The sequence below is a fragment of the Lactobacillus sp. CA30L genome (assembly GCF_059900845.1).
Genome location: NZ_JBWXGB010000003.1, coordinates 176358 through 202370 on the forward strand (window position 1 = coordinate 176358; position 26013 = coordinate 202370).

The 26013-nt window shown below is 49.0% G+C and carries 23 protein-coding genes and 1 riboswitch; of the genes, 13 read left to right on the forward strand and 10 right to left on the reverse strand.

Going from position 1 to position 26013, the window contains the following annotated elements; all coding sequences use genetic code 11:
• The first annotated feature begins 21 nt into the window (after window positions 1-21).
• Window positions 22-1074 (forward strand): ABC transporter substrate-binding protein, encoded by a 1053-nt coding sequence (locus AC2JF8_RS04935; protein ID WP_500761596.1) that lies wholly within the window; start codon window positions 22-24, stop codon window positions 1072-1074.
• A gap of 52 nt (window positions 1075-1126) precedes the next feature.
• Here the strand turns inward: AC2JF8_RS04935 and AC2JF8_RS04940 are convergent, their stop codons facing one another.
• Window positions 1127-2044: a LysR family transcriptional regulator gene (locus AC2JF8_RS04940; protein WP_500761598.1), complete on the reverse strand. Its 918-nt coding sequence runs from the start codon at window positions 2042-2044 to the stop codon at window positions 1127-1129.
• 134 nt (window positions 2045-2178) lie between these two features.
• Between AC2JF8_RS04940 and AC2JF8_RS04945 the strand changes: the two genes are divergently transcribed.
• From AC2JF8_RS04945 to AC2JF8_RS04955, 3 genes are read left to right on the forward strand one after another with little or no spacing between them, the layout of a single operon-like run.
• On the forward strand, window positions 2179-3429 hold the full coding sequence (locus AC2JF8_RS04945) for an MFS transporter (RefSeq protein WP_500761600.1): 1251 nt from the start codon (window positions 2179-2181) through the stop codon (window positions 3427-3429).
• A gap of 16 nt (window positions 3430-3445) precedes the next feature.
• On the forward strand, window positions 3446-4933 hold the full coding sequence (locus AC2JF8_RS04950; RefSeq protein WP_500761602.1) for an FAD-dependent oxidoreductase: 1488 nt from the start codon (window positions 3446-3448) through the stop codon (window positions 4931-4933).
• A 33-nt stretch (window positions 4934-4966) separates the two neighbouring features.
• Window positions 4967-6220, forward strand: coding sequence for an MFS transporter (locus tag AC2JF8_RS04955; RefSeq protein ID WP_500761604.1), 1254 nt, complete (start codon window positions 4967-4969; stop codon window positions 6218-6220).
• A gap of 49 nt (window positions 6221-6269) precedes the next feature.
• On the opposite strand, the gene vprA is transcribed toward AC2JF8_RS04955, so the two are convergent.
• Complete coding sequence (vprA, locus tag AC2JF8_RS04960; protein ID WP_500761606.1) at window positions 6270-7727, reverse strand: vinyl phenol reductase; 1458 nt, start codon at window positions 7725-7727, stop codon at window positions 6270-6272.
• Window positions 7728-7836: 109 nt separating this feature from the next.
• On the opposite strand from vprA, the gene AC2JF8_RS04965 reads away from it, so the two are divergent.
• The gene (locus AC2JF8_RS04965; protein ID WP_500761609.1) at window positions 7837-8730 is read left to right on the forward strand and encodes a LysR family transcriptional regulator; all 894 of its coding nucleotides are present in this window, start codon (window positions 7837-7839) and stop codon (window positions 8728-8730) included.
• Between the two features lie 218 nt (window positions 8731-8948).
• Here AC2JF8_RS04965 and AC2JF8_RS04970 read toward each other — a convergent pair whose 3' ends face one another.
• Both AC2JF8_RS04970 and AC2JF8_RS04975 read right to left on the reverse strand, forming a co-directional pair.
• On the reverse strand, window positions 8949-9845 hold the full coding sequence (locus AC2JF8_RS04970; protein WP_500761611.1) for an alpha/beta hydrolase: 897 nt from the start codon (window positions 9843-9845) through the stop codon (window positions 8949-8951).
• Between the two features lie 280 nt (window positions 9846-10125).
• A complete protein-coding gene (locus tag AC2JF8_RS04975; RefSeq protein WP_500761613.1) occupies window positions 10126-11118 on the reverse strand; it encodes a GMP reductase in 993 nt (330 codons plus the stop codon).
• 193 nt (window positions 11119-11311) lie between these two features.
• Here AC2JF8_RS04975 and AC2JF8_RS04980 point away from each other — a divergent pair, with 193 nt between their 5' ends.
• The 5 genes from AC2JF8_RS04980 (at window position 11312) to AC2JF8_RS05000 (ending at window position 17249) form a co-directional block, all read left to right on the forward strand.
• Window positions 11312-12601, forward strand: a complete 1290-nt coding sequence (locus AC2JF8_RS04980) for an adenylosuccinate synthase (RefSeq protein WP_500761615.1) — start codon at window positions 11312-11314, stop codon at window positions 12599-12601.
• A 4-nt stretch (window positions 12602-12605) separates the two neighbouring features.
• The gene (gene purB / locus AC2JF8_RS04985; RefSeq protein ID WP_500761617.1) at window positions 12606-13901 is read left to right on the forward strand and encodes an adenylosuccinate lyase; all 1296 of its coding nucleotides are present in this window, start codon (window positions 12606-12608) and stop codon (window positions 13899-13901) included.
• A 135-nt stretch (window positions 13902-14036) separates the two neighbouring features.
• Window positions 14037-15848 (forward strand): FAD-binding protein, encoded by a 1812-nt coding sequence (locus AC2JF8_RS04990; RefSeq protein ID WP_500761619.1) that lies wholly within the window; start codon window positions 14037-14039, stop codon window positions 15846-15848.
• 184 nt (window positions 15849-16032) lie between these two features.
• Window positions 16033-16488, forward strand: coding sequence for a LytTR family DNA-binding domain-containing protein (locus AC2JF8_RS04995; RefSeq protein ID WP_500761772.1), 456 nt, complete (start codon window positions 16033-16035; stop codon window positions 16486-16488).
• Window positions 16488-17249: a LiaF transmembrane domain-containing protein gene (locus AC2JF8_RS05000; protein ID WP_500761621.1), complete on the forward strand. Its 762-nt coding sequence runs from the start codon at window positions 16488-16490 to the stop codon at window positions 17247-17249. Before AC2JF8_RS04995 ends, AC2JF8_RS05000 begins: the two co-directional genes overlap by 1 nt.
• Window positions 17250-17640: 391 nt before the next feature.
• Here AC2JF8_RS05000 and thiE read toward each other — a convergent pair whose 3' ends face one another.
• From thiE to thiM, 3 genes are read right to left on the reverse strand one after another with little or no spacing between them, the layout of a single operon-like run.
• Window positions 17641-18300, reverse strand: a complete 660-nt coding sequence (gene thiE / locus AC2JF8_RS05005) for a thiamine phosphate synthase (protein ID WP_500761774.1) — start codon at window positions 18298-18300, stop codon at window positions 17641-17643.
• Window positions 18301-18310: 10 nt separating this feature from the next.
• The gene (gene thiD, locus AC2JF8_RS05010) at window positions 18311-19114 is read right to left on the reverse strand and encodes a bifunctional hydroxymethylpyrimidine kinase/phosphomethylpyrimidine kinase (protein WP_500761623.1); all 804 of its coding nucleotides are present in this window, start codon (window positions 19112-19114) and stop codon (window positions 18311-18313) included.
• 11 nt (window positions 19115-19125) lie between these two features.
• A complete protein-coding gene (thiM, locus tag AC2JF8_RS05015; RefSeq protein ID WP_500761625.1) occupies window positions 19126-19914 on the reverse strand; it encodes a hydroxyethylthiazole kinase in 789 nt (262 codons plus the stop codon).
• Window positions 19915-20000: 86 nt separating this feature from the next.
• Window positions 20001-20101: riboswitch (TPP riboswitch) on the reverse strand.
• A 208-nt stretch (window positions 20102-20309) separates the two neighbouring features.
• Here thiM and tenA point away from each other — a divergent pair.
• The gene (gene tenA / locus AC2JF8_RS05020) at window positions 20310-20969 is read left to right on the forward strand and encodes a thiaminase II (RefSeq protein ID WP_500761627.1); all 660 of its coding nucleotides are present in this window, start codon (window positions 20310-20312) and stop codon (window positions 20967-20969) included.
• Window positions 20970-21117: 148 nt separating this feature from the next.
• On the opposite strand, the gene AC2JF8_RS05025 is transcribed toward tenA, so the two are convergent.
• The 3 genes from AC2JF8_RS05025 to thiD (AC2JF8_RS05035) form a co-directional block, all read right to left on the reverse strand.
• Window positions 21118-21741 carry an NAD(P)H-binding protein gene (locus AC2JF8_RS05025; protein WP_500761629.1) on the reverse strand — a complete coding sequence of 208 codons (624 nt, stop codon included), beginning with the start codon at window positions 21739-21741 and terminating at the stop codon, window positions 21118-21120.
• Window positions 21742-21905: 164 nt separating this feature from the next.
• Window positions 21906-22574: a type 1 glutamine amidotransferase gene (locus tag AC2JF8_RS05030; protein WP_500761776.1), complete on the reverse strand. Its 669-nt coding sequence runs from the start codon at window positions 22572-22574 to the stop codon at window positions 21906-21908.
• Between the two features lie 61 nt (window positions 22575-22635).
• Window positions 22636-23448: a bifunctional hydroxymethylpyrimidine kinase/phosphomethylpyrimidine kinase gene (gene thiD, locus AC2JF8_RS05035; RefSeq protein WP_500761631.1), complete on the reverse strand. Its 813-nt coding sequence runs from the start codon at window positions 23446-23448 to the stop codon at window positions 22636-22638.
• A 139-nt stretch (window positions 23449-23587) separates the two neighbouring features.
• On the opposite strand from thiD (AC2JF8_RS05035), the gene glpK reads away from it, so the two are divergent.
• Window positions 23588-25099: a glycerol kinase GlpK gene (gene glpK / locus AC2JF8_RS05040; protein ID WP_500761633.1), complete on the forward strand. Its 1512-nt coding sequence runs from the start codon at window positions 23588-23590 to the stop codon at window positions 25097-25099.
• A 26-nt stretch (window positions 25100-25125) separates the two neighbouring features.
• Window positions 25126-25899, forward strand: a complete 774-nt coding sequence (locus AC2JF8_RS05045) for a tyrosine-protein phosphatase (RefSeq protein WP_500761778.1) — start codon at window positions 25126-25128, stop codon at window positions 25897-25899.
• The last annotated feature ends 114 nt before the right edge of the window (window positions 25900-26013 follow it).

Sequence of the window (26013 nt, forward strand, 5' to 3'; positions counted from 1 at the left end):
GTTTTTAGGAAAGGTCCATTCATGAAATTCAGAAAAATCAGTCTGCTGGCAGCCAGCGTAATCGTTGCGTGGTCCGCCCTTGTTACTTCCGCCTGTTCCGCGAATTCCGGCGGCGGCAATTTAACGGTTTCAACTTTTGGCATATCGACCAAGCAGATGCGCTCGGACGTGCTCAATCCGTTTGCCAAGCAAGAAAAGGTCAAGATCTCTACACAGTTTGAGGATGGTTCAACCAGGTTAATCCAGGTTGAGCACAACCCCAATTCCTCGATTGACGTCATCGAGCTGGCGCAGAACAATGCCACCACGGGTGCCAAGAAGAAGCTGTTTAAAAAGCTAGACTTTTCCAAGCTCAAAAACTTCAAAACGCTGACGCCCGCCGAGCAAAAATTGGCCCGGGACACCAACACGGTCCCGTACACCGCCAACAGCGTGGGCATCATCTATAACCCTAAGAAGGTCCACATCAAGGAGTGGGGCGACCTGTGGTCCAAGAAACTGAGGAGCAAGATTGCCGTTCCGGACATCGTGACCACCTTTGGTCCGGCGATGCTCTACGTCGCGGGCGAATACGCGGGGACCAGCCCGACCAGCGATGACGCTGAGGTGGCCTTTAAGGCGATGAAGCAGCTGAAGCCCAATGTGGTGAAGACGTACACGCAGAGTTCGGACCTGAGCAACATGTTTAAAACCGGCGAGGTTAGCGCCGCGGTCGTTGGCGATTACGCGGTTGCCATGCTCCAGGCGACCAACCCCAACCTGAAGTATCTGGTACCGGCTTCCGGCACCTACGTCAACTACGACAACGTCGGCATACTGAAGGGCAGCAAGAACGTCGAGGCCGCCTACAAGTACATCGACTTTCGCCTGAGCAAGGTCATTCAGAAGCGCGTGGCCAGTGCCAAGTCGCTCAACAACGCACCGGTTAACACGCAGGTCAAGCTGACGCCGGCAGAAGCCGCCAACAAGACCTACGGGGCCGTGACCAAGCGCGCCAAGACGATGGACTTCGCGTACGTTAACAGCCACCTGTCTTCGTGGATTAAGCGCTGGAACAAGATAATGAATAGGTAATAAGAATTAGATATGCAGTTAAAAAGCCTAGGGAAATTTTTCCTTGGGCTTTTTAATATATCCAACTTTCTTTTTCAATTAACTCCGCATTTTTCAGGGCAGTAAAAATGGGCTTGAAATACTTTTTCTGCTCGTAGCCTTTTCGGTAAGCAATCCCGTTTTCGAATGATATTGGATAATTTAATAAAACAAAGTCCAAATTTTCGTTGACCTTGTCATAAAGAACGCTGGGAACAATGCCCAGGCACTGATTGCTAGCGCATAGAATTTCAAGGACAACTTCGTCGCTGATGCTTTTGAAGTTAAACTCGGGATATTTGAGGGCCAATTCAAACTTAAAGTGATTGATTAAAGGAAGCGGTGGAACAGAGTTCCAGATGTAGACATTTTCCTTGGCTAAATCCTTAATATTTAAGGAAGTCTTTTTACTAAGTGGATTTTTCTTCGAAATTATGACTGATAATCCGGTTGAAAAAACGGGTTCAAACGTAATTTCTCTTTTGTCAATGAAGAAGTCATTTTGGTATAAAACAAAGTCGTACCTGCCCTGAATTAAGGAAGTAGAAATGCCGTTGCCATCATTGGGGTCAAAAATTTCAAGGTTGATTCTTGGCTGCAATTTTCTGTCCAAAGCTTGAATGAAATTTGATAAAAATTCTATTTCAAACAATGAACCGGTAAAAGCAACGGTAATTGGTTCGTCTGCCTTCAAATTGCTATTTTTAATATCGGTTATTGTATCATCAATATCTTTGTAAAGGCGTTTGGCCTTAATGTAAAAGAACTCACCGCTCGTTGTTAGTTCGATGCCGCGGCGTCCAGGCTTAATCAGTTTGGTTCCTAAAAAGGTTTCTAATTTATGGATGTTTTTGGAAACGGTTGAAGGAGCAACAAACAACTGATTGGCGGTTTGCGAGATGTTTTTGGTTCTCACCAGTGATAAGAAATATTTTATTTGTGTAGTGTTCATAATAGTCACCTAAAGTGTTGAGCAGCTTTGCCAATTTGGCAAAGCTGTTTTCTTTAATGTCTGATGTAAGTGCTTAACTCAATGCTACCATAAATGTGTCAAAGGAAATAAAAAAATGAGAAAGGATAAATGAAATGAGTAGAAAGCAAAAGCTGTATCCCTGGTTGATGATTGTCACTACCGGTTTATTATGTGGCGTCGTTGCGGGGGTATTTACACAGGTAATGGGACTTTTTCTGACGCCGCTGGCTAATTCAATTGGCGGCGGCAGGTTAGGGTCCGTGTCTTATTACTACACAGTCCTGATTTTGGCAACGGCAATAGGGACAACTTTAGTAGGGAAATTTATCCATAAAGTGAACGTTTCGATGTTGCTTTTAGGTTCAATTACTGTAGCGGCCGTTTCGACCTGGTTATTTTCAATGGCCAATAGCGTCATTGCTTTCTATATCTTGGCTGGTGTCGTTGGTATCTGCTGCGGGTTTAGCGGGTATGTAGTTCAAGGTGTAGTAATCAATAATTGGTTCGTTAAGAGAAAGAACTTTGCGTTTACGGCGGGGGCCTTCTTTAACACGATTTTTCTAGCAATCATCACGCCCGTTGCTTCCCAGATTATTCAAAGCAATGGTTGGCGCAGGGCCTTTATCATATTGGCAATTATCATGCTGGTAGTTGGTATTCCTTGTTCACTCTTTACAAAGGTTGAACCTGCCAAACTGGGTTTATTACCTTATGGTGTGTCCTCGCAAGAAGAATTAAAACAACTAAATGATGAAGATGATGAAACCAGCAGCACTAATTCAAGTGTTGGCAAGGTAATCTTTTCCTTGTCGTTTGTGCTAGTGCTCGTCTTCTTCTGTTTCAACGAATTTGCCGGCAATATGACGTCACTTTGGCCGTCATTTGCTGAGGGTATTGGTTTTGGTGCCGGTGTAGGTGGATTAATTGCAACGATCATTACTGTTGCTGACCTCGTAATGACACCGCTGTTTGGTATTACTACCGATCATTTCGGCGGTAGCAAGGCCTTGCCATGGTGGCTGTTCCTTACGATTTTGGCGCCCGTATTAATGATTGTGGCCAACCAGACCAGACTGGTTCCACTAGCACTAGCAGCTGCGATACCCGCTGATGCAATTTCCGTTGTCATGGGCTCGGGCGAGCAGGTCTTTGCCCAGGATATCTTGGGCAAGGACTTCGACGCGGGTTATTCTTACGCAAGTTCAATCACCTATGTTGTTAGCGCGTTTGCAACACCTGTTTTGAGTAGCATTGCTGACAAATCGCATAATTGGAACATTGTCGTCGGAATTGTAGCTGCGTGTGAACTGGTTGTCTTAATCGCAGTTATTGTTGGCGAGAGAAGAGCAAGCAAAAGAATATAATTTTAGGAGAATAATTATGAACATGAATGAAAACGAATACGATGTAATTGTTGTGGGTGCCAGCAACTCAGGCGGCATGGCAGCATGTGCGGCCGCTGAAAAAGGTGCCAAAGTTTTGCTTATCGATAAGGTGAAGAGCACGGGCTTTCTGTACCGCCTCTCGCTTGCAGCCGTTGGAACGAAAGCACAAAAGAAGGCGGGCATAGAAATTGATAAGTACCAATTAATTAACTATCTATCCGCCTTTGCCCAGGATAATGTTGATCAAAAATTGCTTTGGACGTGGGTTAATAATAGTGCAGCCACGGTTGACTGGCTTGAAGATAACGTTCTGAAGCCGCATGGTGCTTGTCTTTACGCTCAACCAGATGCTCATTATCAGACTTTGATTAATACGGCCTTTCCAACCGAGCATGATGTTACCAACGATAAAAACGAAGATGTCTTCTATGGTAAGTGGGTGGTTGAAAAGGCGCAGGAGCTTGGAGCGCAGGTTATGTGGCAAACCAAGCTAGAACACTTAATTACCGAAAATGGTGTCGTGTCTGGTGTTGTTACCAAAAACACGGAGACTTCTGAAGTAAAAGAATTTAAGGCCAAGAAGGGCGTCATCATTTGCTCTGGGGGTTACGGCTCAAATGAAGCCCTAATGCAGAAGTGGAATCCGCTCGGCTTGAAGAAGAACGTCTATTCAGACAGTCCACGCGACGATGGTTCAGGCCAGGTTGCTGCGGTTGAGATTGGTGCTTGGCGGGATGAAGAGCCCGCTGAAATTATTTTCGACCGGGGCTCGGTTCCTGTTGGCACTAACACGAACGAGTACTACGTTAAGTCTTGGGAAGACGTGGGTTACTTCTGGATGGGCAGCTATCCGTTGCTGAAGTTGAATTTGAAGGGGGAACGGGTAGGAAACGAAAGTGCGCCGTACGAGTTTGACATGAACAGGGCAACTAAGCAGCCGGGCTACCTGCAAGTGGCAATTTGGAACGATGCGACCATGAATAATCTGCAGAAGTTCCACACGTTAGGCTGTGCACGTTTGAACTGGCCTGGTTTTTACAATACGGATGAAAATAAGGAAGAGATTGCCACTAGGATTAAAGAAGGCTTTATTCAGAAGGCGGATTCTGTTGAAGAACTGGCTAAAAAATTGAATTTGCCAGTTCAAAATGTTGTAGATAGCGTTGCTGATTACAATAAAATGTGTGCCCAAGGCCAAGACACCCAATTTGGCAAGGAAAGCTTCAGACTTTTGCCAATAACTGATGGTGCATTTTACGGTGCCGTTTATGGTGGGCGCCTGTTGGCAACACTCGATGGTTTGCGCATCAACACTAAGATGCAGGTTCTTAACACGCAAGGTGAAGTGATCCCGCACTTATTTGCAGCTGGCAATGCAAGCGGCGGCTTCTTCTGGGGTTCATATCCGGATCACGTCCCGGGCTTGACCGCAAGTCATGCCCAAACGTTTGGCAGGTTGGCCGGCCAGCAGGCTGCGTTATAATACAGTCGCTTGAATTGATGCAGTATGAACTAAATGTCTAATAATGAAGTTATACAAAAACTGCAGAGGATCTATCCCTGGCTGATTATTATTGCCACGGGCCTACTAATGAGCTTGCTGGAATATACGTACACGCTACTGTTCAGCCTGTTTTTAAATCCGCTAGTTCAATCGCTTAATAGCCGAATGTCAATTGTGGCACTCTACTACACGCTAATCAGCTTTACAATTGCTGCTATGCTGCCAATAATTAGCAAGATTGTTGACCGGGTTAGTCTGAGCAAAATCACGCTGACGGCCGTGATTGTTGGAACCGTTAGCATATGGGCTTTTTCGTTAATTAACGAAGTCTGGGAACTCTATGTACTTGCAATAATCGTCGGTGCCTGTAGTGCGACCTGTGGTACCGTTGTTCAAGGAATAGTACTTAATAATTGGTTTGCCAAAAAGAAAAACCTTGCGTTTACCATGGGTTCATTTGTTTCGACCGTCTACTTGTTAATTATGACGCCAACTTTGACTTTCCTTATCGGCTCGGTTGGTTGGCGTCAAACCATGCTGATTCTTGCGGGCCTAACACTTCTTTTAGGACTTCCCTGTGCATTATTAATGAAAACGAGTCCGCAAGTGCTAGGGTTAAGGCCGTACGGCTTTGAAGCCGCAAAAGCAAATAACACTAGAATTGAACAGCCCGATGAGTCTGCAAATGCGAAGAAGATTATTTTATCACGGCAATTCCTGATCACGTTGATTTTCTTTGTAGCAATTACTTTTGCTTCGAATATGAGTCAGCTCTTTCCCACTTATGCGGTTAAGGTCGGCTTTGGTGCTAAAGCTGGTGGTCTAATGGAGACCATTATGACCAGTATTGATATTTTGATTACGCCGCTTTTTGCTATCACAACCGAAAAGTTTGGTGGCCGCAGAGTGCTGCCGCTTTGGACGCTACTGGGCTTGTGTACTTTTCCGCTACTTATTATGGCTACAACGAGGCATGAGGTTTCCTTTGCGCTGATCAGTTCAATTGGTGCTGACGTTTTAACGGATATTTATGGACCGGGTGAGCAGATTTTTGCCAAAGATATCTTGGGGAAGAACTTTGCAGCCGGGTATTCCTACATTAACTCAATTACTTACTTAATAGGTGCTTTCTCTGTACCCGCTGTAAGTTTGATTTATGAACTGTTTTTGAATTGGAATATCGTGTTTTTAGTTGGGATTGTATTATTGCTACTGATGTTATTGATGATTGCTTGGGGTTATTGGAAACTGGGCAGTGCACAATAATAAAAGGGCTGTTCGGAATTACCGGACAGTCCTTTTAGGTGCTTAAAGTTTAATCGACTTCCGCTGGGCTGTTGACAATGCTATCGACAGCGTTTCGGGCAGAGTAGATACAGTAGCCGGCATGGGTCCCACTAACCTCCACGCCGTAAGTGTCGCCGTAGATGACCCCAGAGCCATCGCTTCCAATTGCATATAAGTGCTTAATCGGCCGCCCCTGTTGATCAATTACTTCGTTATTAATATTTACTTTTAGTCCGTCACCGGTGGTAAAAGCGCCAACCGCCATTTCAATTGCGTAAAATGGTCCCTGTTTAATTGGCAGGAGATACCGTGCATTTTTGCCAAAGTCGCCGTCAGAGCCAGCTGATGCGAGATCATTGTAGTGACTGATACTTGCGGATAAATTGGGGGCAGCGATTTTAGTGGCTAGTTCATCCAGGCTATTTGCCTTAGTGATGAAGCTAAGCTTCTTATCTAGAGCCGTTTTAATTTCCTTTTTAAGGTTAGGATAATTTGGCAGCTCATAGAAGGGGTGCAGGTCTAGCGGGAATGCCTTATTGGTAAAGTCATCGATTGTTTTTTGGTCAAAAATCGCAAAAACGCGGTCTTGGCGCAACATTGAGTTGCCTTCATTGGCCCAGTTGGTTACGCAGTCGAACTCGTTGACGAACCGGTCACCGTTTTCGTTAACCCATAAAATCGGTTCATCACAGACCGCGCTGCCCAAGTTCCAGTCTGAAAGTTCGTAAGTCGGTACTTGCCCGGTTTGGTCATAGATCTGACCACCGAAGTTCATGGTCATACCGGTGAAAAATTTACGTGCGCCAAGCTTCCAGGCCATTTGCAGGCCGTCACCGGTGCTTTTGCCGGAATTGACGGCAACAATTTTTTCGGGGTTATACTTGTTGGCGTGTTTCATTAATTCCTTGTTATTAAGGTAGCCGCCAGTAGCCAGAATAACATTTTTGGCAGTGACGGTTTGCGTAGAGTGATCAGCAACGTTAACAATCTTTAGTAGAAAATCGCCGGAGCCAGTTGGGGTCAGTTCTTGGGCTTGCGTTAATGTTTTTATCTCAACGCCCTTTTCTCTAATATAGGGTTCCAAGCCCTCGTGAATAGCATGATCGCCGTAGCCCTCAAACAAGTGCCACGTGGCCACTCCTGTCCCCATGTTAACTACACCCGTAAAATTAACGCCGTGGTCCTGCAGCCAGCTAACGTTTGCGGCGGATTGGTGAATGTATTTTTTCCAAATCATTCCATCGGCCTGGTAGTGCGAGTAATTAAGCTCAGCTTGAAGAATGCTTTCTGGCTTAATCTTAATACCGGCTTCTTTTTGTATTTGTGATTGAACCGCGAAGATTCCTTCTACATAATTGCCGGTTCCGCCAGTTGTATGCCCCTTTTCCAAAAGCAGCGTCTTGAGTCCCTTGTCGGCAGCTTCGGTTGCAGCTGCAAAGCCCGCTAGTCCACCACCAATAATTACAACATCATATATGTTTGTCATGCTTGTTTTCCTTTCATTAGTACGTATATTACTAATACTAATGATAGCTTGTGAAAGTGAATATACCGTTCAGACATTGTAATAGGTTATTACCAAGAGGAATAATAAAATGAATTTTACCCAACTACGTTGCTTTATCTATGTTGCTGATAACTTGAGCTTTACCGTTGCAGCTCAGAAGTTAAATTTTACCCAACCTGCTATCTCTAAAAATATCAATGATCTGGAGAAAGAGCTAAAGACTAGGCTGCTTATTCGTAATCCACATAAAATCGCCTTAACTGGGGATGGTGAGTACTTTTATGGTGTTGCGCTAAACATACTCAAGGAAAAGGACGCGGCGATTGTCAATATAAAAAATACGCATCAGAAGCGAAGCCTTAGCAATATTAATGTCGGGTTGGATTACTCACCGTTTGAAAGTGACCTGCTAACAACTTTTTTGAAACAATTTGTGCCCGGAAGTTTTAACTTTGTCGTTAATTACGTGGGTGATTATGTTTCGCAACTGGCCAACCGCAAAATTGACGTAGCAATGGTGGCAAATGACGTTGTTGAAAACACACCCGGGATATGTTTTGAAAAGGCAATGGCGGGTAAGTTCATGGTAATGCTCAATTCTGATTCAACTTATAAATTAGGGTCACTTGTTCACTTATCTGAGCTTAAAAATCTTAAAGTGCTAATCCCGTTTACCGATCAATCCTATCCGAGTGCCTTTAAATTGAATCAAGTCTTATACAGAAAGCTGGGCACGGCTAATATCAAAGCGGTTGATAATTATTCTTTGATGTACAACTATGTTTTAGCTTCGACTTCCACAGCAGCAATCATTCCTAATTTTGCAATCAGTTCTGGTCAAACCGGGTTTAGTTATTACAACTTGAATTATCAAGATGACTTTTCTTATGGCCTTGCTTACCTGACCGAACGAAAAACTGAATCGTTAATTCAACAGACTGTAGCCAGTCTTAAACGTATTATGAAAGATTATAATGCCTAAACTACAAGTTAAGAGAATTGAACCGAGCCTTGAATTAGCTGATTTTGCAAGGAAAAATAGCTAATTTGCTAGTTAAGGGGATACATAAATAAACAATTATGTCTTTTAAAGCGAATAAATGTTTAATCATGAAAAAACTTCTGATAGCTAGACGTTAAGGTAACTATGCAGAAGCTTGTTTTTAGATTAAAAGGGGGCTGTTTCGTTATTGCCCATTGCTATCCCATGTACTTGCGGAAGAACGCCAGCTCCTCCAAGTTGCACTTGCGTGCCAGGTCGTCACGCTGGTTGATCTGGAAGTCGTGGCCGCGCGGGTGGTCCTTGTCGCCGTAGGAATGCAGTTCATGGTAGATGCCCCGCGCACGCAGGTAGCCGGCCAACATGTAGGCGTTATCGCGCAAGAAGTCGTCGGTGGAGGTTGCCAAAAAGAGCGGCGGCAGGTGGTGGGTGAGGTACTGCTCAACGTTTAGCTGGTCGCTTTTTGCCATGCGAATTTCCGGCCGGAAGTAGGCCTCGGGCGCGCCGTGGTAAGAGTTGATTGCGGTCAGGAAGTAGGCCCCGCAGTTCAGTGCTGCCGCCCTGATGGTCAAGTTGGGAACGGTGTAGCCAAAGTACTTGCGGTATTCACTGTTGGTGTAGACGGCCAGAATCTGCTCGCCCATTTGCCCACCGGCACTGTCGCCGACGACGAACACGTTGTCCAGGTCGAAGTGATACCGGTTGGCGTGCTCGTCTTGTGCGACCCAGTGAAAGACGCGGTTGATGTCATCGAGCTCACTGGGATAGACAACATCAAGCGGCAGACGATAATTGGCATTGACGACGGCAAAACCCTCCTTTGCCAGGGCAAGGCAGTAGAACTGGTAGGTTTCCTTGGTCCCGTAGACCCAGCCGCCCCCGTGAATGTTGATAATCACGGGCAATTTTGTCCTGGTGGGGTTTCGGGGCAGGTAGACGTCGAGCCTGTGGTAGGTTGGCTCCTCGCCGTATGGCAGGTCATCGAAGCGTTCCACCCCGGGAATCTGTGTCGGTAAGCCCGCATCACGTTTATCATCGCCGGCCTTAAACTCGGCCCGCATTTCGTCAACTAGCTTTTGATAATCAATCTTGGTCATTGTGCTCCTCCTTTTGTGAAAGCCCTTTACTAATTAACATTGTACTACCAATCACAATTAAATTGATTGCGTAAAAATAGGGGGAGAAAACCGCGCGGGCATGTGGGCGAATTCAAGTTGAAATGACTAAAGAATCAGCGAAATTTGGTTTTTAATTATAAATTGCGCACAAAAAATCTCAGCACTGACTACCTAACAATGCTGAGACAAATACCATTTTAGCGAAAAAAACGCTTTATTTCCATAACAATTTCAAAGTTTGGCCAGAAAAGTTGCCGGGCTACTTGTCACCGCTCATGATCGTGTTCTTGACGATAACGTAGTCAACGTGCCTAATGGCGCTGAGGTCCTTGCCACCAGCATAGGAAATGGATGACTGCAGGTCTTCCTGCATTTCTTGCAGCGTGTCGGCGATGGGTCCGCGGTAGGGCACCAGCATCTGTTTGCCCTCAACGTTGCGGTAGGCGCCCTTCTGGACTTCAGACGCAGAGCCCCAGTATTGCTTGTAGGCCTTGCCGTTGATCTTAATCACGTTGCCGGGGGATTCCTCATGTCCGGCGAGCATGGAACCGATCATGACCATGGTTGCACCGAAGCGGACAGATTTGGCAATATCGCCGTTATAACGTATGCCGCCATCGGCGATTATCGGCTTGCTGGCCACCTTGCTGCACATGCGCAGGGCAGCCAACTGCCAGCCGCCGGTGCCAAAACCAGTTTTGAGTTTGGTGATGCAGGCGCGTCCGGGGCCGACGCCAACTTTGGTGGCATCTGCACCGGCATTTTCCAGTTCACGCACCGCTTCCGGAGTTGCCACGTTGCCCGCAGTTAAAAACGCGTCCGGCAATTTTTCCTTGATATGCTTGATCATGTCAATAACGTACACGGAATGGCCGTGGGCGACATCGATGGTGATATATTCGGGGATGATTTTTTCTTGGGCCAGTTGATTGATAAAATCGTACTCCCCTTGCTTAATACCGACAGCAATCGAGGCAAACAGGCCTTTTTTATGCATCATCTTAATGAAATCAAGGCGCTTTTCCGGTTGGAAACGGTGCATTACGTAGTAGTAATTGTTGTGGGCGAGCCAGACGGCTAGGTCAGCATTAATCACGCTCTCCATGTTGGCCGGAACAACCGGGATCCTGAATGTTCGGTTTCCTAGCTTAACGCTGGTATCCGCGTCGTGACGGCTTTTGATAATCCCCTTGCTGGGAATAAGCTGAATATCATCATAATCGAAGGCTTCTACGTTAAAATAATTGCTCATTGATAAATCCGCTCCTAAACTAAGAACTTTTGTAGCGCAGTAACTATAATAAAAAATCCCCGGCTTGTCAATATTATAATCGAACTATTTAAAACATATACGCCATAATAATTCGTGTTTTTCCTTGACGGAGCGATTAGAAGTTGCTAGACTAATAACGTGAATTTGGAAAAATTTTTATGAGGTGAAAAGTATGACAGCAGTTGCAGTTGTTGGAAGTCAATGGGGCGATGAAGGTAAGGGCAAAATTACCGACTTTTTGAGCAGGGAGGCTGCCTATGCGGTCCGCGCAAATGGTGGCAACAATGCCGGACACACGATTGAAATGGACGGCAAGACCTTTAAGATGCGGTTGACTCCGTCAGGTATTTTTGCATCACGCAAGGGTGCGGTGATCGGCAACGGCGTGGTGATTAATCCCGAAGTGCTTCTAGCTGAATTGGCCAACTTGGCTCAAAACGGCATTGACACTAGCAAGCTTAAGATTTCCAACCGCGCGCACGTCATCATGCCTTACCACATTCTGCTGGACGAATATCAGGAAGAGGCCAAGGGTGCGGGCAAGATTGGCACGACCAAGAATGGCATCGGGCCGGCCTACATGGATAAGGCTTCGCGGGTTGGCATCCGGGTTTGCGACTTGCTTGAAAGAGATACTTTTAGCGCCAAATTGCGGGCCAACATTGCAGAAAAGAACGAGTTGTTCACCAAGATTTACGGCAAGCCTGCACTTAACTATGACGATATCTTTACCAAGTACTATGAATATGGTCAGAAATTGCAGAAGTATGTGACTGATACCACGGTTTTGGTTGACGCCGCCCTCGATAATCAAGACCGAGTGCTTTTTGAGGGCGCGCAGGGCGTCATGCTCGATCTTGATGAGGGCACCTACCCCTTTGTTACGTCATCAAATACGATTTCCGGTGGCATTGCCAGCGGAATTGGAATCGGGGCCAACCTCCTGCAGACGGTGATCGGCGTCTGCAAGGCGTACACGACCCGCGTTGGAGCCGGTCCTTTCCCGACCGAGCTGCTGGATGAAACAGGTGACCGCATCCGGGAAACGGCCCATGAATACGGCACGGTTACGGGGCGCCCGCGTCGGGTTGGCTGGCTTGATGTTGTGGCTCTGCGGCACGCCAAGCGCGTGGCCGGCATCAACGCATTGAGCCTTAACCTGCTCGATATTTTCAGTGGCTTTGACACGGTAAAAATTGCAACCGCATATGAGTTGGACGGGCAAAAAATTGATTATTATCCGGCAAGCCTGAAGGAATTAGACCGCTGTCAGCCGGTTTATGAAGAACTGCCAGCCTGGGAAGAAGATATTACGGGTGCCAAAACGTGGACGGATTTGCCGGGCAATGCCCAGAAATTCTTGCAGCGTGTTTCCGACTTGGTAGGGGTCCCGCTCGTGACGGTTTCGGTTGGCCCTGACCGCGAGCAGACAATTGTCTTGCAAGATCCATGGGAGCTATAGTCCAATGCTTGATCGTTATACACGCCCAGAGATGGGGAAAATCTGGTCAAATGAAAACAAGTATGAGGCCTGGCTCCAGGTTGAGATTGCGGCGGTAAATGCATGGAGCGAATTAGGCGAAATACCTAAGGAAGATGCGGCTAAAATCGCGCAAAATGCGGGGTTCACGGTTGAGCGGGTTGCTGCGCTTGAAGCGGCAACGCACCATGATGTGGTGGCCTTCACGCGGACGGTTTCGGAAAGCCTCGGCCCGGAGAAAAAATGGGTTCACTTTGGTCTTACCTCAACTGACGTGGTTGATACCGCGCAGGGCTATCTTCTCGGGCAAGCCGATGCCATCATTCGGCAGGACCTAGTCGAATTAAAGGCGACGATTGCGGCCAAGGCGCTCAAGTATAAGGATACGGTCGAGATGGGGCGTACGCACGGCGTGCAGGCTGAACCGACGACTTTTGGGCTTAAGCTGGCCCGCTGGTATGCCGAGCTTAACCGCGATATTGACCGGTTCGAGCATGCGGCAAGAGGAGTGGAGTCCGGCAAGATTTCCGGAGCCGTGGGTACTTTTGCCAACGTTCCGCCCGCAGTTGAAGCCAGTGTTTTAAAGCAGCTAAAATTAACCCAGCAGCCCATCACGAGCCAAGTCTTGCCGCGCGACCTGCATGCTGAATACATTGCCGCTTTGGCACTGATTGCAACCAGCATCGAAAACTGGGCCACGGAGATTCGCAGCCTGCAGCGCTCGGAAATCCATGAAGTTGAAGAACATTTTCGTGCGGGGCAAAAGGGATCGTCTGCAATGCCGCATAAGCGCAATCCGATTGGCTGTGAGAACTTGTGCGGCATGGCCCGCGTGCTGCGCGGACATGTTGTCACGGCCTATGAGGATGTTACTTTGTGGCATGAACGTGATATCTCGCACTCCAGCGCGGAGCGGATAATCTTGCCGGACACAACCATCGGCATCGACTACATGTTGACCCGCTTCAACCGTAATCTGGCCAAGCTCGATGTTTTTCCTGACAGGATGCGCCAAAACATGGACAAGACTTACGGTCTGATCTATTCGCAGCGCGTGCTCCTCAAACTGATTGATGAAGCCGGTTTGGCCCGTGAAGAGGCCTATGACATGGTTCAAAAATTAACGACAAGGTCGTGGGACGAAGGCATCTCCTTTAGGAAGTTGGTTGAAGGCAGCAGAATCATGGATTACCTGTCAGAAGCAGACATAGCGGATGCCTTTGATTACCATTATCACTTGCGCCACGTTGATGAGATTTTCCATCAGGTGGGCTTGGAATAGAAATATTTAAAAGCCGTTCACCTTGTGGGTGGGCGGCTTTTGTATAGTTGAAAGCTAGCTTAATAAAGAGTTATTGGATACTATGAGCACACGAATGTGATATGGTTAACATATATTAAGTCGAGGTTTTAAATTATGATAGTAAATAAAGATACGCATTATGATGCTAGTTATGACGTGGTTGTCTTAGGCTTTGGGGGTGCCGGAGCAACAGCTGCTCGCTTTGCTGCAGATAACGGGGCGAAGGTGTTGCTAGTGGATTCTGCGCCAGAGGGTCATGAAGGCGGCAACACCAGGTATGCGGCAGAACTGGTTGGCTACAGCAGCAGTGAAGCAGGTTACCGTTCGTATTACGAACATTTGGCACAACAATTCAAGATTGATCCAGAAATTGAAGACACGGTTGTTCACGGCATCACGCACATGAAAGAATACTTTAAAAAGTATCTCGGTGTTGACCAGCCGGTCAGCTACAAGACAATCCTGGGCTTGCCAGATGATGCGGTCATTGCGGATCATCCTAATCTGCTTGGTGCCGAGAGCTACGACATGATTACGCTAAAGCCGGGAATTTTTAATGCTGCCTTGTGGAATGTGTTGCGCCAGAATGTGCTTGACCGCAGCGACCAGATAGACGTTTGGTATTCTTCACCCGTTGTTCATCTTTTGCAAACCCCTAATCGCAAGGTCGTTGGGGCACAAATTGAACGGGATCATATGCTAATAAACGTTTTTGCTAAAAATGGTGTTGTCTTGACAACAGGGGGAATCGAAAACAACCCCCAGATGATTCAGGACTACATTGGCTCACATAAATTGGTTCCGCTTGGTACACTGTACAACAAGGGCAAGGGCATTGATTTAGCCCACGAAGCCGGTGCCGACATGTGGCACATGTCGATGTATGCTGCCGGCGGAATGCAGCAGAGCTTTGCCTTCTATGAACCGGGTATGAAGCGTGCACCGTTTTACATGGGCAATCCGGTTTTTAACACGGGAAGCATTTTTACCGTTGGAGACGATGGCACCCGCTACTTCAAGGAAGATCAGGCGGCCCGCGAAGGTTATGTCGAAAACCACGGTTCCTGGTATAAGCCGCTCAATCCGCTTCATCCTTACCTTGTTTTTGACCAAAAGAAGTACGATGAGATTAGCGAGATTGATGCCTTTCCTGACAACAAGGCGCTAAATTCTGTGATTAAGGCCGCTACAATCAGTGAACTAGCAGAAAAAATCGACGTCTCAGTAGAAAAGTTGCAGGGTACAATTGATGAATTTAATTTCTTTGCAGAAAAGAAGCATGACTATGCCTTCCACCGCGCCCCAGAAACGCTGAGTGCATTTTCTGAATCAGGCCCGTACTATGCGGTCCCACTGGTGCAGACAATTGGCTGGTCGGAAGCCGGTCCAAGAAGAAATGCCCACGCTGAAATTCTCAACCCGGAACACCAGCTAATTCCACATCTGTATGGTGCCGGTGAGCTTGGCAGCAACATGTGCAACTTGTACCAGGGTGGGTCAGACCTGGCTGATTGTCTGATTTTCGGCAAAATTGCCGGGCAAAACGCGGCACACCCCAAAGATGATGCTGAAGAGATAGATCCATCTGGGAATGATCGCAGCGAGACGGCTAAAACGCCCAACTTAGGATCAGATATTAAAAAAGAAGACTACGCCACTACACCTAATCAGTATATTGGTAAGTCTGACAAGGGTATCGGGGACGAGATCGTTGTCAGGGTGACAGTCGACGAAAAGCAAAACATTAAAAAAGTTGAAGTCTTAAAGCAGGCTGAGTCTGATGATTATGGCCAAAAGGCCATTAATGAGATTCCGAAGAAAATGGTTGAAGAAAATACGGTTGACGTTGATGCCGTTTCAGGCGCTTCCAATACGACGCGCGGCTTAAAGGACGCGGTCAGGGATGCGCTGAATAAGATTGAATAGTGTTAAATGAAAAACAGATCACGGTGATCTGTTTTTTGCTTGCCTCAAATAACTTTTGCACTGCTTTTTCTACAAGATAATTGACCGCTTGGACGTCTAGGATGACCGCTTGGGAAAATAGGCTGGCTTTTATGAAAAAATTAGCGTTTAATAAAAGCAATTAATTAAAAGGCAGGTGAGAATCTTGAAAGTCAAAATTGAGCTTGACCCTGATTTGGATGAAGCGGTCGTGTCGATCCATGCCCCGGAATTATCGCCGGAAGTAGAACGAATCTACCGGCAGCTGCAGGAAGTGAGTACGCGACCAGATCAGCTCGAGTGTTATAAAGATGATATGACATATTATTTAAATTTAAATAATATTTTATTTTTTGAAACGGAAGACAGGCAGGTAATTGCCCATACGCAGCGCGAGTCGTTTGTGGTTAATTACAAGCTGTACGAGTTAGAAAATTTGCTCAGCAGCCAGTTTATGCGCGTGTCCAAGTCGACTATTTTGAACTTAAAGCAAATTTACGCCTTGACGCGGTCTATTTCAAACTGCCAGGTGCATTTTCAAGATTCATACAAGACTGTTTATGTTTCACGGCGGTATTATCATAGTTTAAGTGATCGATTAAATGAGAGAGGGTCATCATAATGAAAAAGCAGAAAATCAAGGAGATGCTATGGGGCATCGGTTTAGTTGCGGCAGCGGTCTTTTTGGTACTGAATCAGCTGCACGTTTTGTCATTTAACTTAGGAGTGGGAACAATTGTCTGGACCATTATTTTTGGGGCAACGCTCATTAACAGCATTGCGGGCAGAAATATTTTTGGCATGGTCTTCTCAAGCGCATTTTTGTTAATTGTGTATGCAGGTCCCTTGCACATTACCAGGATTGTGCCGTGGACGCTGCTGCTGGCAGCCTGCCTGGTTTATGCGGGGCTGTGCCTGATTTTTTCAAAAAGATGGCACCGCGGGACCACGTACTTCATTAACCATAAAATGAATCATCACTGGGAGGACGGCGACTTTGAGACTAAGGACCAGACTAAGGACCGCTTTACGGCTGGCGCTAAAACCGAGGATGAGCGCAACGTCGTAATCAACCAGAAGCTGTCGGACGTTTCCCGCTACGTGCGCTCGCAAAATCTGGAGAGCGTCACGATCAATTCCACGATGGGCGAGGTGGCCGTCTACCTTGACTCAGCAAAAGCTGCGGGCGATACCGTCACGGTCACCGTCAATGCGTCGATGGGCGAGGTTGCGCTTTACCTACCGCTGTCCTGGCGGCTTGAGGACCATCTGTCTGCCGTCTTTGGCGACGTGGAAATCAACGGCGAGTCTAGAGGAGATGGCCCAACCGTGATTTTGCAGGGTACAAGCAAATTCGGTGAGGTTTCCGTTAATTACGTTTAGTTTAAGTAAAAATAGGTGGGGCACAACTAATTTTGGTAGGACATTATTATGGATGACGAATTTCTGGAAGAGATAGCAAAAAAGCGAATGATCAGCCGGATGCTGGCGAAAATTACCCTGGCATTCGCATCCGGGGCAAAATTCTGACCTGCTGCTTTGCCTTCGAAAACCATCCACGCAAGTTGAAACTGGGCTGGAGGGGTGCTGCTAATCCCACCACTGGCAAGGCGGACCTATCGCCGTCTTGGGTTCGCTCCTTGCCCGGTCTACGAAACGTTCTTGAAAAAGTTGAATTGGCAGTTGCCTAATCAAAGCTATCAAAAATAAGGACCCGGTTTCGAAACAGAAACCGGGTCTTTTGGCGTAAGTGTATTTAAGAATTAAAAGTTAATTAGTTATCCCACGGTGCATCAAGCATTGCTTTGACCGTCTTTTCAACGTTGGGACTGCGGGCAATCAGCGAAATGACCGAAGCGCCAGCCGCACCCGTCTCGGCAATTGCCCCAAGGCTGTCTGTGGTAATGCCGCCGATGGCCACAACCGGCCGTTTGCTTTGTTCAACCAATCCGCTGAGGCCCGCAAGGCCAATCTCGGGGTCCGCGTCGTCCTTTGACTGGGTGGCAAAAATGGGACCACTGCCGTAGTAGTCGATGCCCGCGATCAGATCGCCTTGCATGATTTCATCCGGGGTGGAGCAGGAGTAGCCGACGATCATCTGGCCGTCAACCGCTGCCACGACTTGTTCGATGGCTTCATCGCTCTGCCCGACGTGGATGCCCTCGGCGTGGGTATTCAATGCCAACTCCACGTCATCGTCAATGAAGAAGGGCACGTGGTATTCTTGGCAGAGGCGGTGCAGCTGCTTGGCCATGGCCAGGCGGTTTTCAGGACGCAGCGTGGATTTAGGACCCTTGTCGCGAAACTGGAATGCGGTGATGCCAGCCTTTAGTGCTTCTTCAACCAGCCCGGGCAGCGTTTTGCCTGCCGGCACGTCCTGGGAGCCGCAGATGAAGTAGGCGTGTAAAATATTGGGGTTAAATTGGGACATGATTTCTCCTTTGCTATTTTGCCCAGTGGTTGAGCGGACCGTGGCCGTGACCAACCTGAATGGTCTGGGCAATTGTCTTGGTGACGTATTTTTTGGCGCTTTTAATCGCGTCGGTCAGGCTGTGGCCCAGGGCAAGCTGGGCCGTGATGGCGGAAGCCATGGTGTCGCCAGTGCCGTGTGTACGCTTGGTGTGCGTGCGCGGGCTGCTGGTCCAAAAACTAGAACCGTCTGCAAGGAGGGTGTAGTCTTTGACCAGCTCGCCTGGCAAGTGGCCGCCCTTAATCAGCACATTTTTGACGCCCAGTGCTTGCAGGGCGTGCGCCAATTCGGGGTACTGGTCCGTATTTGCAGCCCTGATGCCGGTTAAGGCTTCTGCTTCTGGCAGGTTGGGCGTGACCAGGTCGGCGAGGGGCAGCAGCTCCTTTTTGACGGTTGCAACAGCGTCTGCCGCCAGTAGCGGTGCGCCACCCTTGGCCACCATCACGGGGTCGATGGTGATGGGACCGAGGTCGTATCTTTGCAGGTTGAGCGCAACCCGGTGGACGTGGGCCGCGTCGCCCAGCATGCCGGTCTTGCAGGCTCGAATGCGGAAGTCGGCGGCCAGGGAAGCAAATTGCGCATCCACCAGGTCGAGCGGCATCAAAAAGGAGTCCTGCACGTCCAGCGTGTTTTGCGCGGTCACGGCAACCACGACGGCGGTGCCAAAAACGCCCTGCATCTGGAAGGTTTTCAGGTCAGCCATGATCCCTGCCCCGCCACCGGAATCGGTTCCTGCAATGGTGAGCACCTGCGGGAATGAGTTAATTTCTTCTTCCATGACAAGCACCCTTAATCAAAGTGCGCGATTTTTGCAATATCAGCAGGTTGAACCTGAGCCAAATAGTCCATGAGGTGCATGCCAAACGAACCTGGTCCAAGGTCAGGATTGTCCTTGACAAGCAGTTCCCCCGTGGCGGCAAAAACCAGCGCCGCCGTTTGGGCTGCTTCAAACGGATCGCTGCAGACCGCGGCAAATGCGGCCACGATGCTGGTCAGCATGTCGCCGGAGCCGACGTGGGCGGCAAAGAGCGGCGTGCCATTGTAGACGTGCACCACCCGCTTGCCGTCGCTGATTGTGTCGGTTGCACCGCTAGCGATGACCACGCAGTGGAGTTTGGCTGCCGTCTTCTTCGTGATGTGGTCAAGATCGCCGGCACCCGATCCGGCGTCGATGCCGCGCGCATCCCAGTCGAAACCACCCAAAGCGGCAATTTCACCGGCGTTGCCACGGATGATTTTTGCTGGAAAAGCCCACAACAAGTCAAGGGCAGTCTTCAACCGGTAGCGGACGGCACCAACCGCAACGGGGTCGAACACGACCGGCTTTTTGTAACGGGCGGCCAGGTCGCCGACCTTCTGCATCTGGGCGGTCTGTAATTTTGTCAGCGTGCCCAGATTAATGGCGATACTTCCCGCCATTGTGACCATTTCCTCTGCCTCGTTGACGTCCTTGCTCATGATGGGCGAGGCCCCGATGGCGTTCAGGCCATTAGCTACGTCCTGCACGGTGACAAAGTTGGCAATATTCAAAACAACGGGGTTCTGTGCACGCAACTTGGTTAAAAGCTCTAACTGCATCTGTTTCCTCCTTAAAAATAGAAGAGGTACCCAACCCTAGCTTCAGGCAAATAAAAAACTTTGGCACAACAATGCGCGCCAAAGTCTAATCGTATTTGACACGTTCCTACGCAAGAATTAGCTTACAGGTTCAAAGGGTCTGAAATCATCTTTCATCTCAGCCTAAAAGGCGCCCCTCGTGTTATCGCTTTCATTATAACTGCTTTTAGCGAGTAATACAATACATGTTTATAAAACTTATTTAAAAAAATGGACCACCGGGTAGAACTTTCCTTTGCCCTAGAAACGGGACTGGGGTAAGCTTAGGCTGTAAAAGCAGTTGCGAGGGGCGGGGCCGCAAAAGCGCTGACCCGTTGACCTTGCCGCAAAAGCAATAAACGACTAAGGAGGACAACGTGGAAAAATTTACAAATCAGCTGCACGAAGTGGCTAGCAGTTTATGGCAGAAGAGCAGGGAGCCCCCCTTTGTAAGTGCGCTTCAGAGTGACAAACTGACCGCCGCCCAGTTTCGCTTTTATTTGCTGCAGGACCGCTACTATTTGGCTGAATTTACCAAGATGCACAAGCTGATTGGGAAAAAGGCTAACAATCGGCAGCTTAGCACTTTTATGGCTGCGCGTGCGCAGGACCTAAAGGACACCGAAATAGCGGTGCGTGAGCACTTTTTTAAGGAACTGGCAATTACGCCTGCAGAAGTTGCCGCTGTTCCTGTTGCGCCCACCGCCTACAATTACGTTAACCACCTGCACATGACGCTGCATGAGGCCGGCGTTGCTCCGGCCGTCGCTGCGATTCTGCCGTGCTACTGGCTCTACCAGGAGATCGGACAGGCGGCAACGGCGGGCTCGCCCGTACGCATCTATCAGGAATGGATCGACACGTATGACGGAGACTGGTACGGCGTGAACGTTGTAAAAATCCTGGAACTAACCAATATCCTGGCCCAACGTGCTTCTGCAGAGGAGCAGGAGCAGATGAGAAACGCCTTTGTCCGCAGCAGCTACTACGAACTGCAATTCTGGCAGATGGCGTATGAACAGCAACAATGGGAATAAAGGCTTGTGACATAGTGGATGCGTACCAGCGCTTGTTTTTGGGACATTAAATTAGCGTAAAAGAAAAAGGGCTGAGTTTTAACTTCATCCACTTTGAGGGATGAACAAGCTAATTCAGCTCTTTTGCAATTATTATGCGCTTGTGCTTTTAGATCTGGGCCAGGGCCTGGTCGATTGGCGTGCTTCCCGCGTGCATCGGGATTGCCTTGCCGATTGTATTGTCATGCTCCAAGATGGCGGCTAGAACGTGGGCCACATCGGTAATGGAGTTGGCGCCGGCTTCTTTCGTATTGAGGGCGATCGTGCCACTGGCCGGCGTTTCCGTGAGACTGCCCGGCTGCAGAATCGTGTAGGATAATTTCGTTTGGTTCATCAGCCAGTTATCGGCAAGGTACTTGCCCAGGTAGTATTCGCGCAAGGACGTTTTTTCCCACGAGGCAGGATTCAGGGAGCCGTAGCCGCTAAGCATGATGAAGCGACTGATGTTGTTCTTTTGGGCCGCCTGCATTGTCTTGATTGCGCCGTAAGCATCAATTTCTAAAACATCGCTGCCGCGTGATCCGGCCACAAAGTAGATTGCGTCTTGCTGGCCAATTTTGGCCGCAATTTCACCGGCGGCGGAGTGCAGGTCGAGTGGCACCTGCGTTAATTTTAACCCCTCAAGGGAATCGAAGTGGCGCGCGCCCGCACTGACCTGGTGGCCCTGCTTAACTAATTCCTGGCACAGCTTTTGGCCCACCCGGCCGCTGGCTCCAACTACAAAAACTTTCATAAACTCTCCTTTGACGACTGACAAGGTGTCCAGTACGTATTTATATTATAACAGGCTGAAGCCGGCCCACTAGTTTTAACGTTTGGCTAGCAGCAAGCAAAAAGCAGAATGTGGCTGATCTTCAAGTCGCCCGCGTTCTGCTGGTTGCTATCGTATTTGTCTGGCTACGCGCTGATGCGCTTTTCATGCCAATCCAAAATCATCTTGATAATGGCATTGGCAACGTTGAGGTTCTTAAGCAGGGGCCCGTGGGAATAGGTTCCGATGAAGTTGCGATAGCGCAGGCCCTCAACGTGGTCCTGCGGGTTGTTGCCGTAGCCCTCTATCATTTTGCCAAGGGGGTGGAGCTTGTTTTGATCGTCAAAATAAGTCTGCCCCGAGTGGTTCTCAAAGGCTGCGACCTCGCCCCACTCGCTCATGTAGCGCGTGTCGCCAATCATGCGCTTGTCCGCCTTAAAAATCGTGTGGAAGGGCAGGATGTCAAGTCCCTTGATTGTGACGCCCGCGCTCGTCTTGTAGTAAGTTCCGACCAGCTGGTAGCCGCCGCAAACGCCGAGCATGGGGCAGCCCGCGTTAAGGTAGGCGGTCAGGGTTTCCTTGTGACGGGGCAGGTCCTTAGCCACCACGGTCTGTTCGAAGTCTTGGCCGCCGCCGAAGAAGACGAAGTCATAGTCAAACGCGTTGAATTCAGCGCCCAGGGAGATATTATCCACGCGCGTCTCATAGTCCTGCTTCTGCATTAAAAACTGGATAATTTTGACGTCGCCGGAATCACCGTACGTGTTCATCAAATCTTCGTATAAGTACGCAATTTTAATCATTTTGTCAGCCATCATGCACCTACCTTTATCTTGTTAAAGTATATCTTAACGGTGGCCCGGGGGCAAAGAGAAATCACTCCGTATCCTGCTGGGCGGCGAAGTGGTTGATGGGGCCATACTGTGAACCGACCTCAATGGGGTGGGCGATGGCCTCATAGGTAAAATTCTTGGCGATGCTAATGCTGTCCACCACGGACGTGCCCTTGGCCAGTTCGGCTGCGATGACGGCCGACAGGGTATCGCCCGTGCCGTTGATCCGGTTCGTGTTGATGTAGGGCTTGGTGAATTCGTGGAACTGGCCGTTTGCGGTCAGCAGCACGTCGGTTACCTGCTTTTGGTGCACGTTATCGTGGCGCCCCTTCATCAGCACGTTTTTGGCACCCCGTGCCTGCAATTTCTGGGCCCCAGCGTGAATTTCAGCCTGCGAATTTAACCCTAGCCCCGTTAGTTTTTGCTGCTCGTAAAAGTTGGGCGTGATGACATCAGCCAGGGGCAGGAGCTCATCCAAGAAGGTCTGGTAGGCGTCGTCGTCCAGCAGCGTGTTGCCGTGCTTGGTCATAATCACGGGGTCCAGCACAATTTTGCCCATGTCGTACTTGCGCAGGTTGGCGGCAACGCAGGTAATCACGTCCTTGGTGGCCAGCATGCCGGTCTTCAGTGCACTGATTTTAAAGTCGGCGTTAAGCACGTCAAACTGCTTTTGAATGAAGTCAACGGGCATGACCTCCTGGGCGTAGATGCCGGTCGTATTGCCCGCAACTGCTGCGGTCATTAGCCCCATGCCATAGACCTTGCGGGCGTAAAACGAGTGCAGGTCCGCGGTCATCCCGGCACTGCCATCGCTGTCGTTGCCTGCAATTGTCAGGGCAATGATTTCTTTGCTCATTTTGTTATGTTCCTCCCTTTAATGTCTATTTTATCCTCCAGTATAACTTAACATAGGGACAATGATATAATTATTTCTTGTAAAAGCGCAGTGAGATAGTAAAATTATAATGAACCGCTTTCTTGAGAAAGGACACGTTATGGCGAAAAGTTACATTATGGCAATTGATGAGGGAACTACTTCCACCCGGGCAATGATTATTGACCACGAGGGGCATAAGGTTGCCTCGGCGCAGCGGGAGTTTCCCCAATACTTTCCGCAGCCAGGGTGGGTCGAGCATAAGGCCGAGGAAATTTGGCATGCTGTCCAGACCACCATTGCCAATGCAATCATTAATTCAGGAATCCGGCCGGAGCAGATCAAGGGCATCGGCATCACCAACCAGCGGGAAACCACCGTCATTTGGGATAGGAAAACGGGCAAGCCGGTTTATAACGCGATTGTCTGGCAGTCGCGGCAGACAACGGAGCTCGCCGAGGGGCTCAAAAAAGCCGGCTACAGCAACATGATCCATAAAAAGACCGGCCTGATTGTAGATCCCTACTTCAGTGCGACCAAGATTCGCTGGATTCTCGACCACGTCGACGGAGCCCAGGAGCGGGCTGAGAGGGGCGAATTGCTCTTTGGTACTATTGACAGTTGGCTCCTATGGAAGCTAACGGACGGCGAGGTGCACGTAACCGACTACACGAATGCATCCAGAACCATGCTGTTCAACATCCACGACTTGTGCTGGGATGAAGATATTCTCAAGCTGCTCAATATTCCGCGGATAATGCTGCCAGCGGTTAAATCCAACTCCGAAATCTACGGCTACACGCAGTCCTATACCTTCTTTGGCGGCAAGGTGCCAATCTGTGGCATTGCCGGCGACCAGCAGGCGGCTCTGATTGGCCAGCTTGCACTGAAAAAGGGCATGGTCAAGAACACTTACGGCACCGGCTCGTTCATTGTGATGAACACCGGTGAGGAACCGACGGAGTCCGACAACAACCTGCTGACGACGATTGCTTACGGTATTGACGGACATGTTTCCTATGCGCTTGAAGGGTCGATTTTTGTCTCCGGCAGCGCCATTCAGTGGCTGCGCGACTCAATGAAGATGATCAAGACGGCGGGGGAATCCGAAAAAGCGGCGCTGTTGTCTAGGTCTGAGGATGAAGTTTACGTTGTGCCGGCCTTTACGGGCTTGGGCGCACCGTATTGGGACTCGGAGGCTCGGGGCGCGGTCTTTGGCGTTACACGTGGAACAAATAAGAATGACTTTATCAAGGCTACGCTGCAGTCTTTGGCCTACCAGACTAGGGACGTGGTTGACACAATGCAGGTTGATTCGGGCATCACAATCCCGACGCTGCGGGTTGATGGTGGCGCGTCCAACAACAATTACCTGCTGCAGTTTCAGTCCGATATCCTGGGGATCAGAATCGAACGCTCGAAGACGCTTGAAACCACATCAATGGGTGCCGCCTTTTTAGCCGGACTGGCGGTTGGCTACTGGAAAAACGTGGCGGAACTGAAAGATATTTTTGTGGTGGGCAAGACTTTTGAGTGCCAGATGGATCAAGGGGAACGAAACCACCTCTACCAGGGCTGGAAACGGGCGGTGCAGGCAACCCAGCTATTTGCACACGGCAAAGAGAATAAGTGAGATAATGAGAGGAAGAGGTGAATAAAGTGACACATGAACGCATAATTAAATTGGACGGCGCACTGAACTTCAGGGACATTGGCGGCTATCAAAATGAGGATGGCCGTGTGGTTAAATGGAACAAGATCTACCGGTCTGATTCCCTCAGTTCGCTAACGGCGACCGACCAGGCCAGCCTGGTCAAGCTGCGCATAACGGTTGACTGTGACCTGCGTTCGCAGTATGAAAAGCACTCCGCGCCGGACATGCTGTGGCCCCACGCCCGGCTGGTGGATGTCCCCGTGTACGCAGAAAACGCAAGTGACAACCAGAAGGACCACCGGGTTTTCCGGTTTTTGCACCACATTCCCGATTTGCAGGGCAACTTTATCGGTCGCATCTACCAGCAGACGCTGCTTAATGGTCACAGTCGGAAAATGTTTGCGCAGATTTTTACCGAGCTGCTGCAATTGCCAAGAGACCAGGCACTCGTTTACCACTGCAGCGCCGGCAAGGACCGGACGGGCATGGTGACGGCACTGATCCTGATGGCCCTCGGCGTTGATGACGACACGATTGCCCGGGACTACTTGTTAACCAACAAGCTGTACGACTTTGCGGTTGCGCGGCAATTGCCAAGCAATGATGAGATTTCACAGATGGTCGCCAAGATGAACGTCACTAAGGGTGAGGGCGTTGCCATCCGGGGCATTACTGAAACAATCCGTGGCGGCTGGGGCGATTTTAGCACCTTCTTTACTAAGGAACTGGGCTTGTCTTCATCCGACCTGGCGCGATTTAGGCAGATGTATTTGGAATAGGGGTGCGTTTAACATGGCAACCTTGTTTGATGTCGCAAAGAGGGCTAGGCACTAGCTAATAGGTAAACAAAAAAGTGCGGCCTTGCGGGGCCGCACTTTTTTGTTTGGGATGAA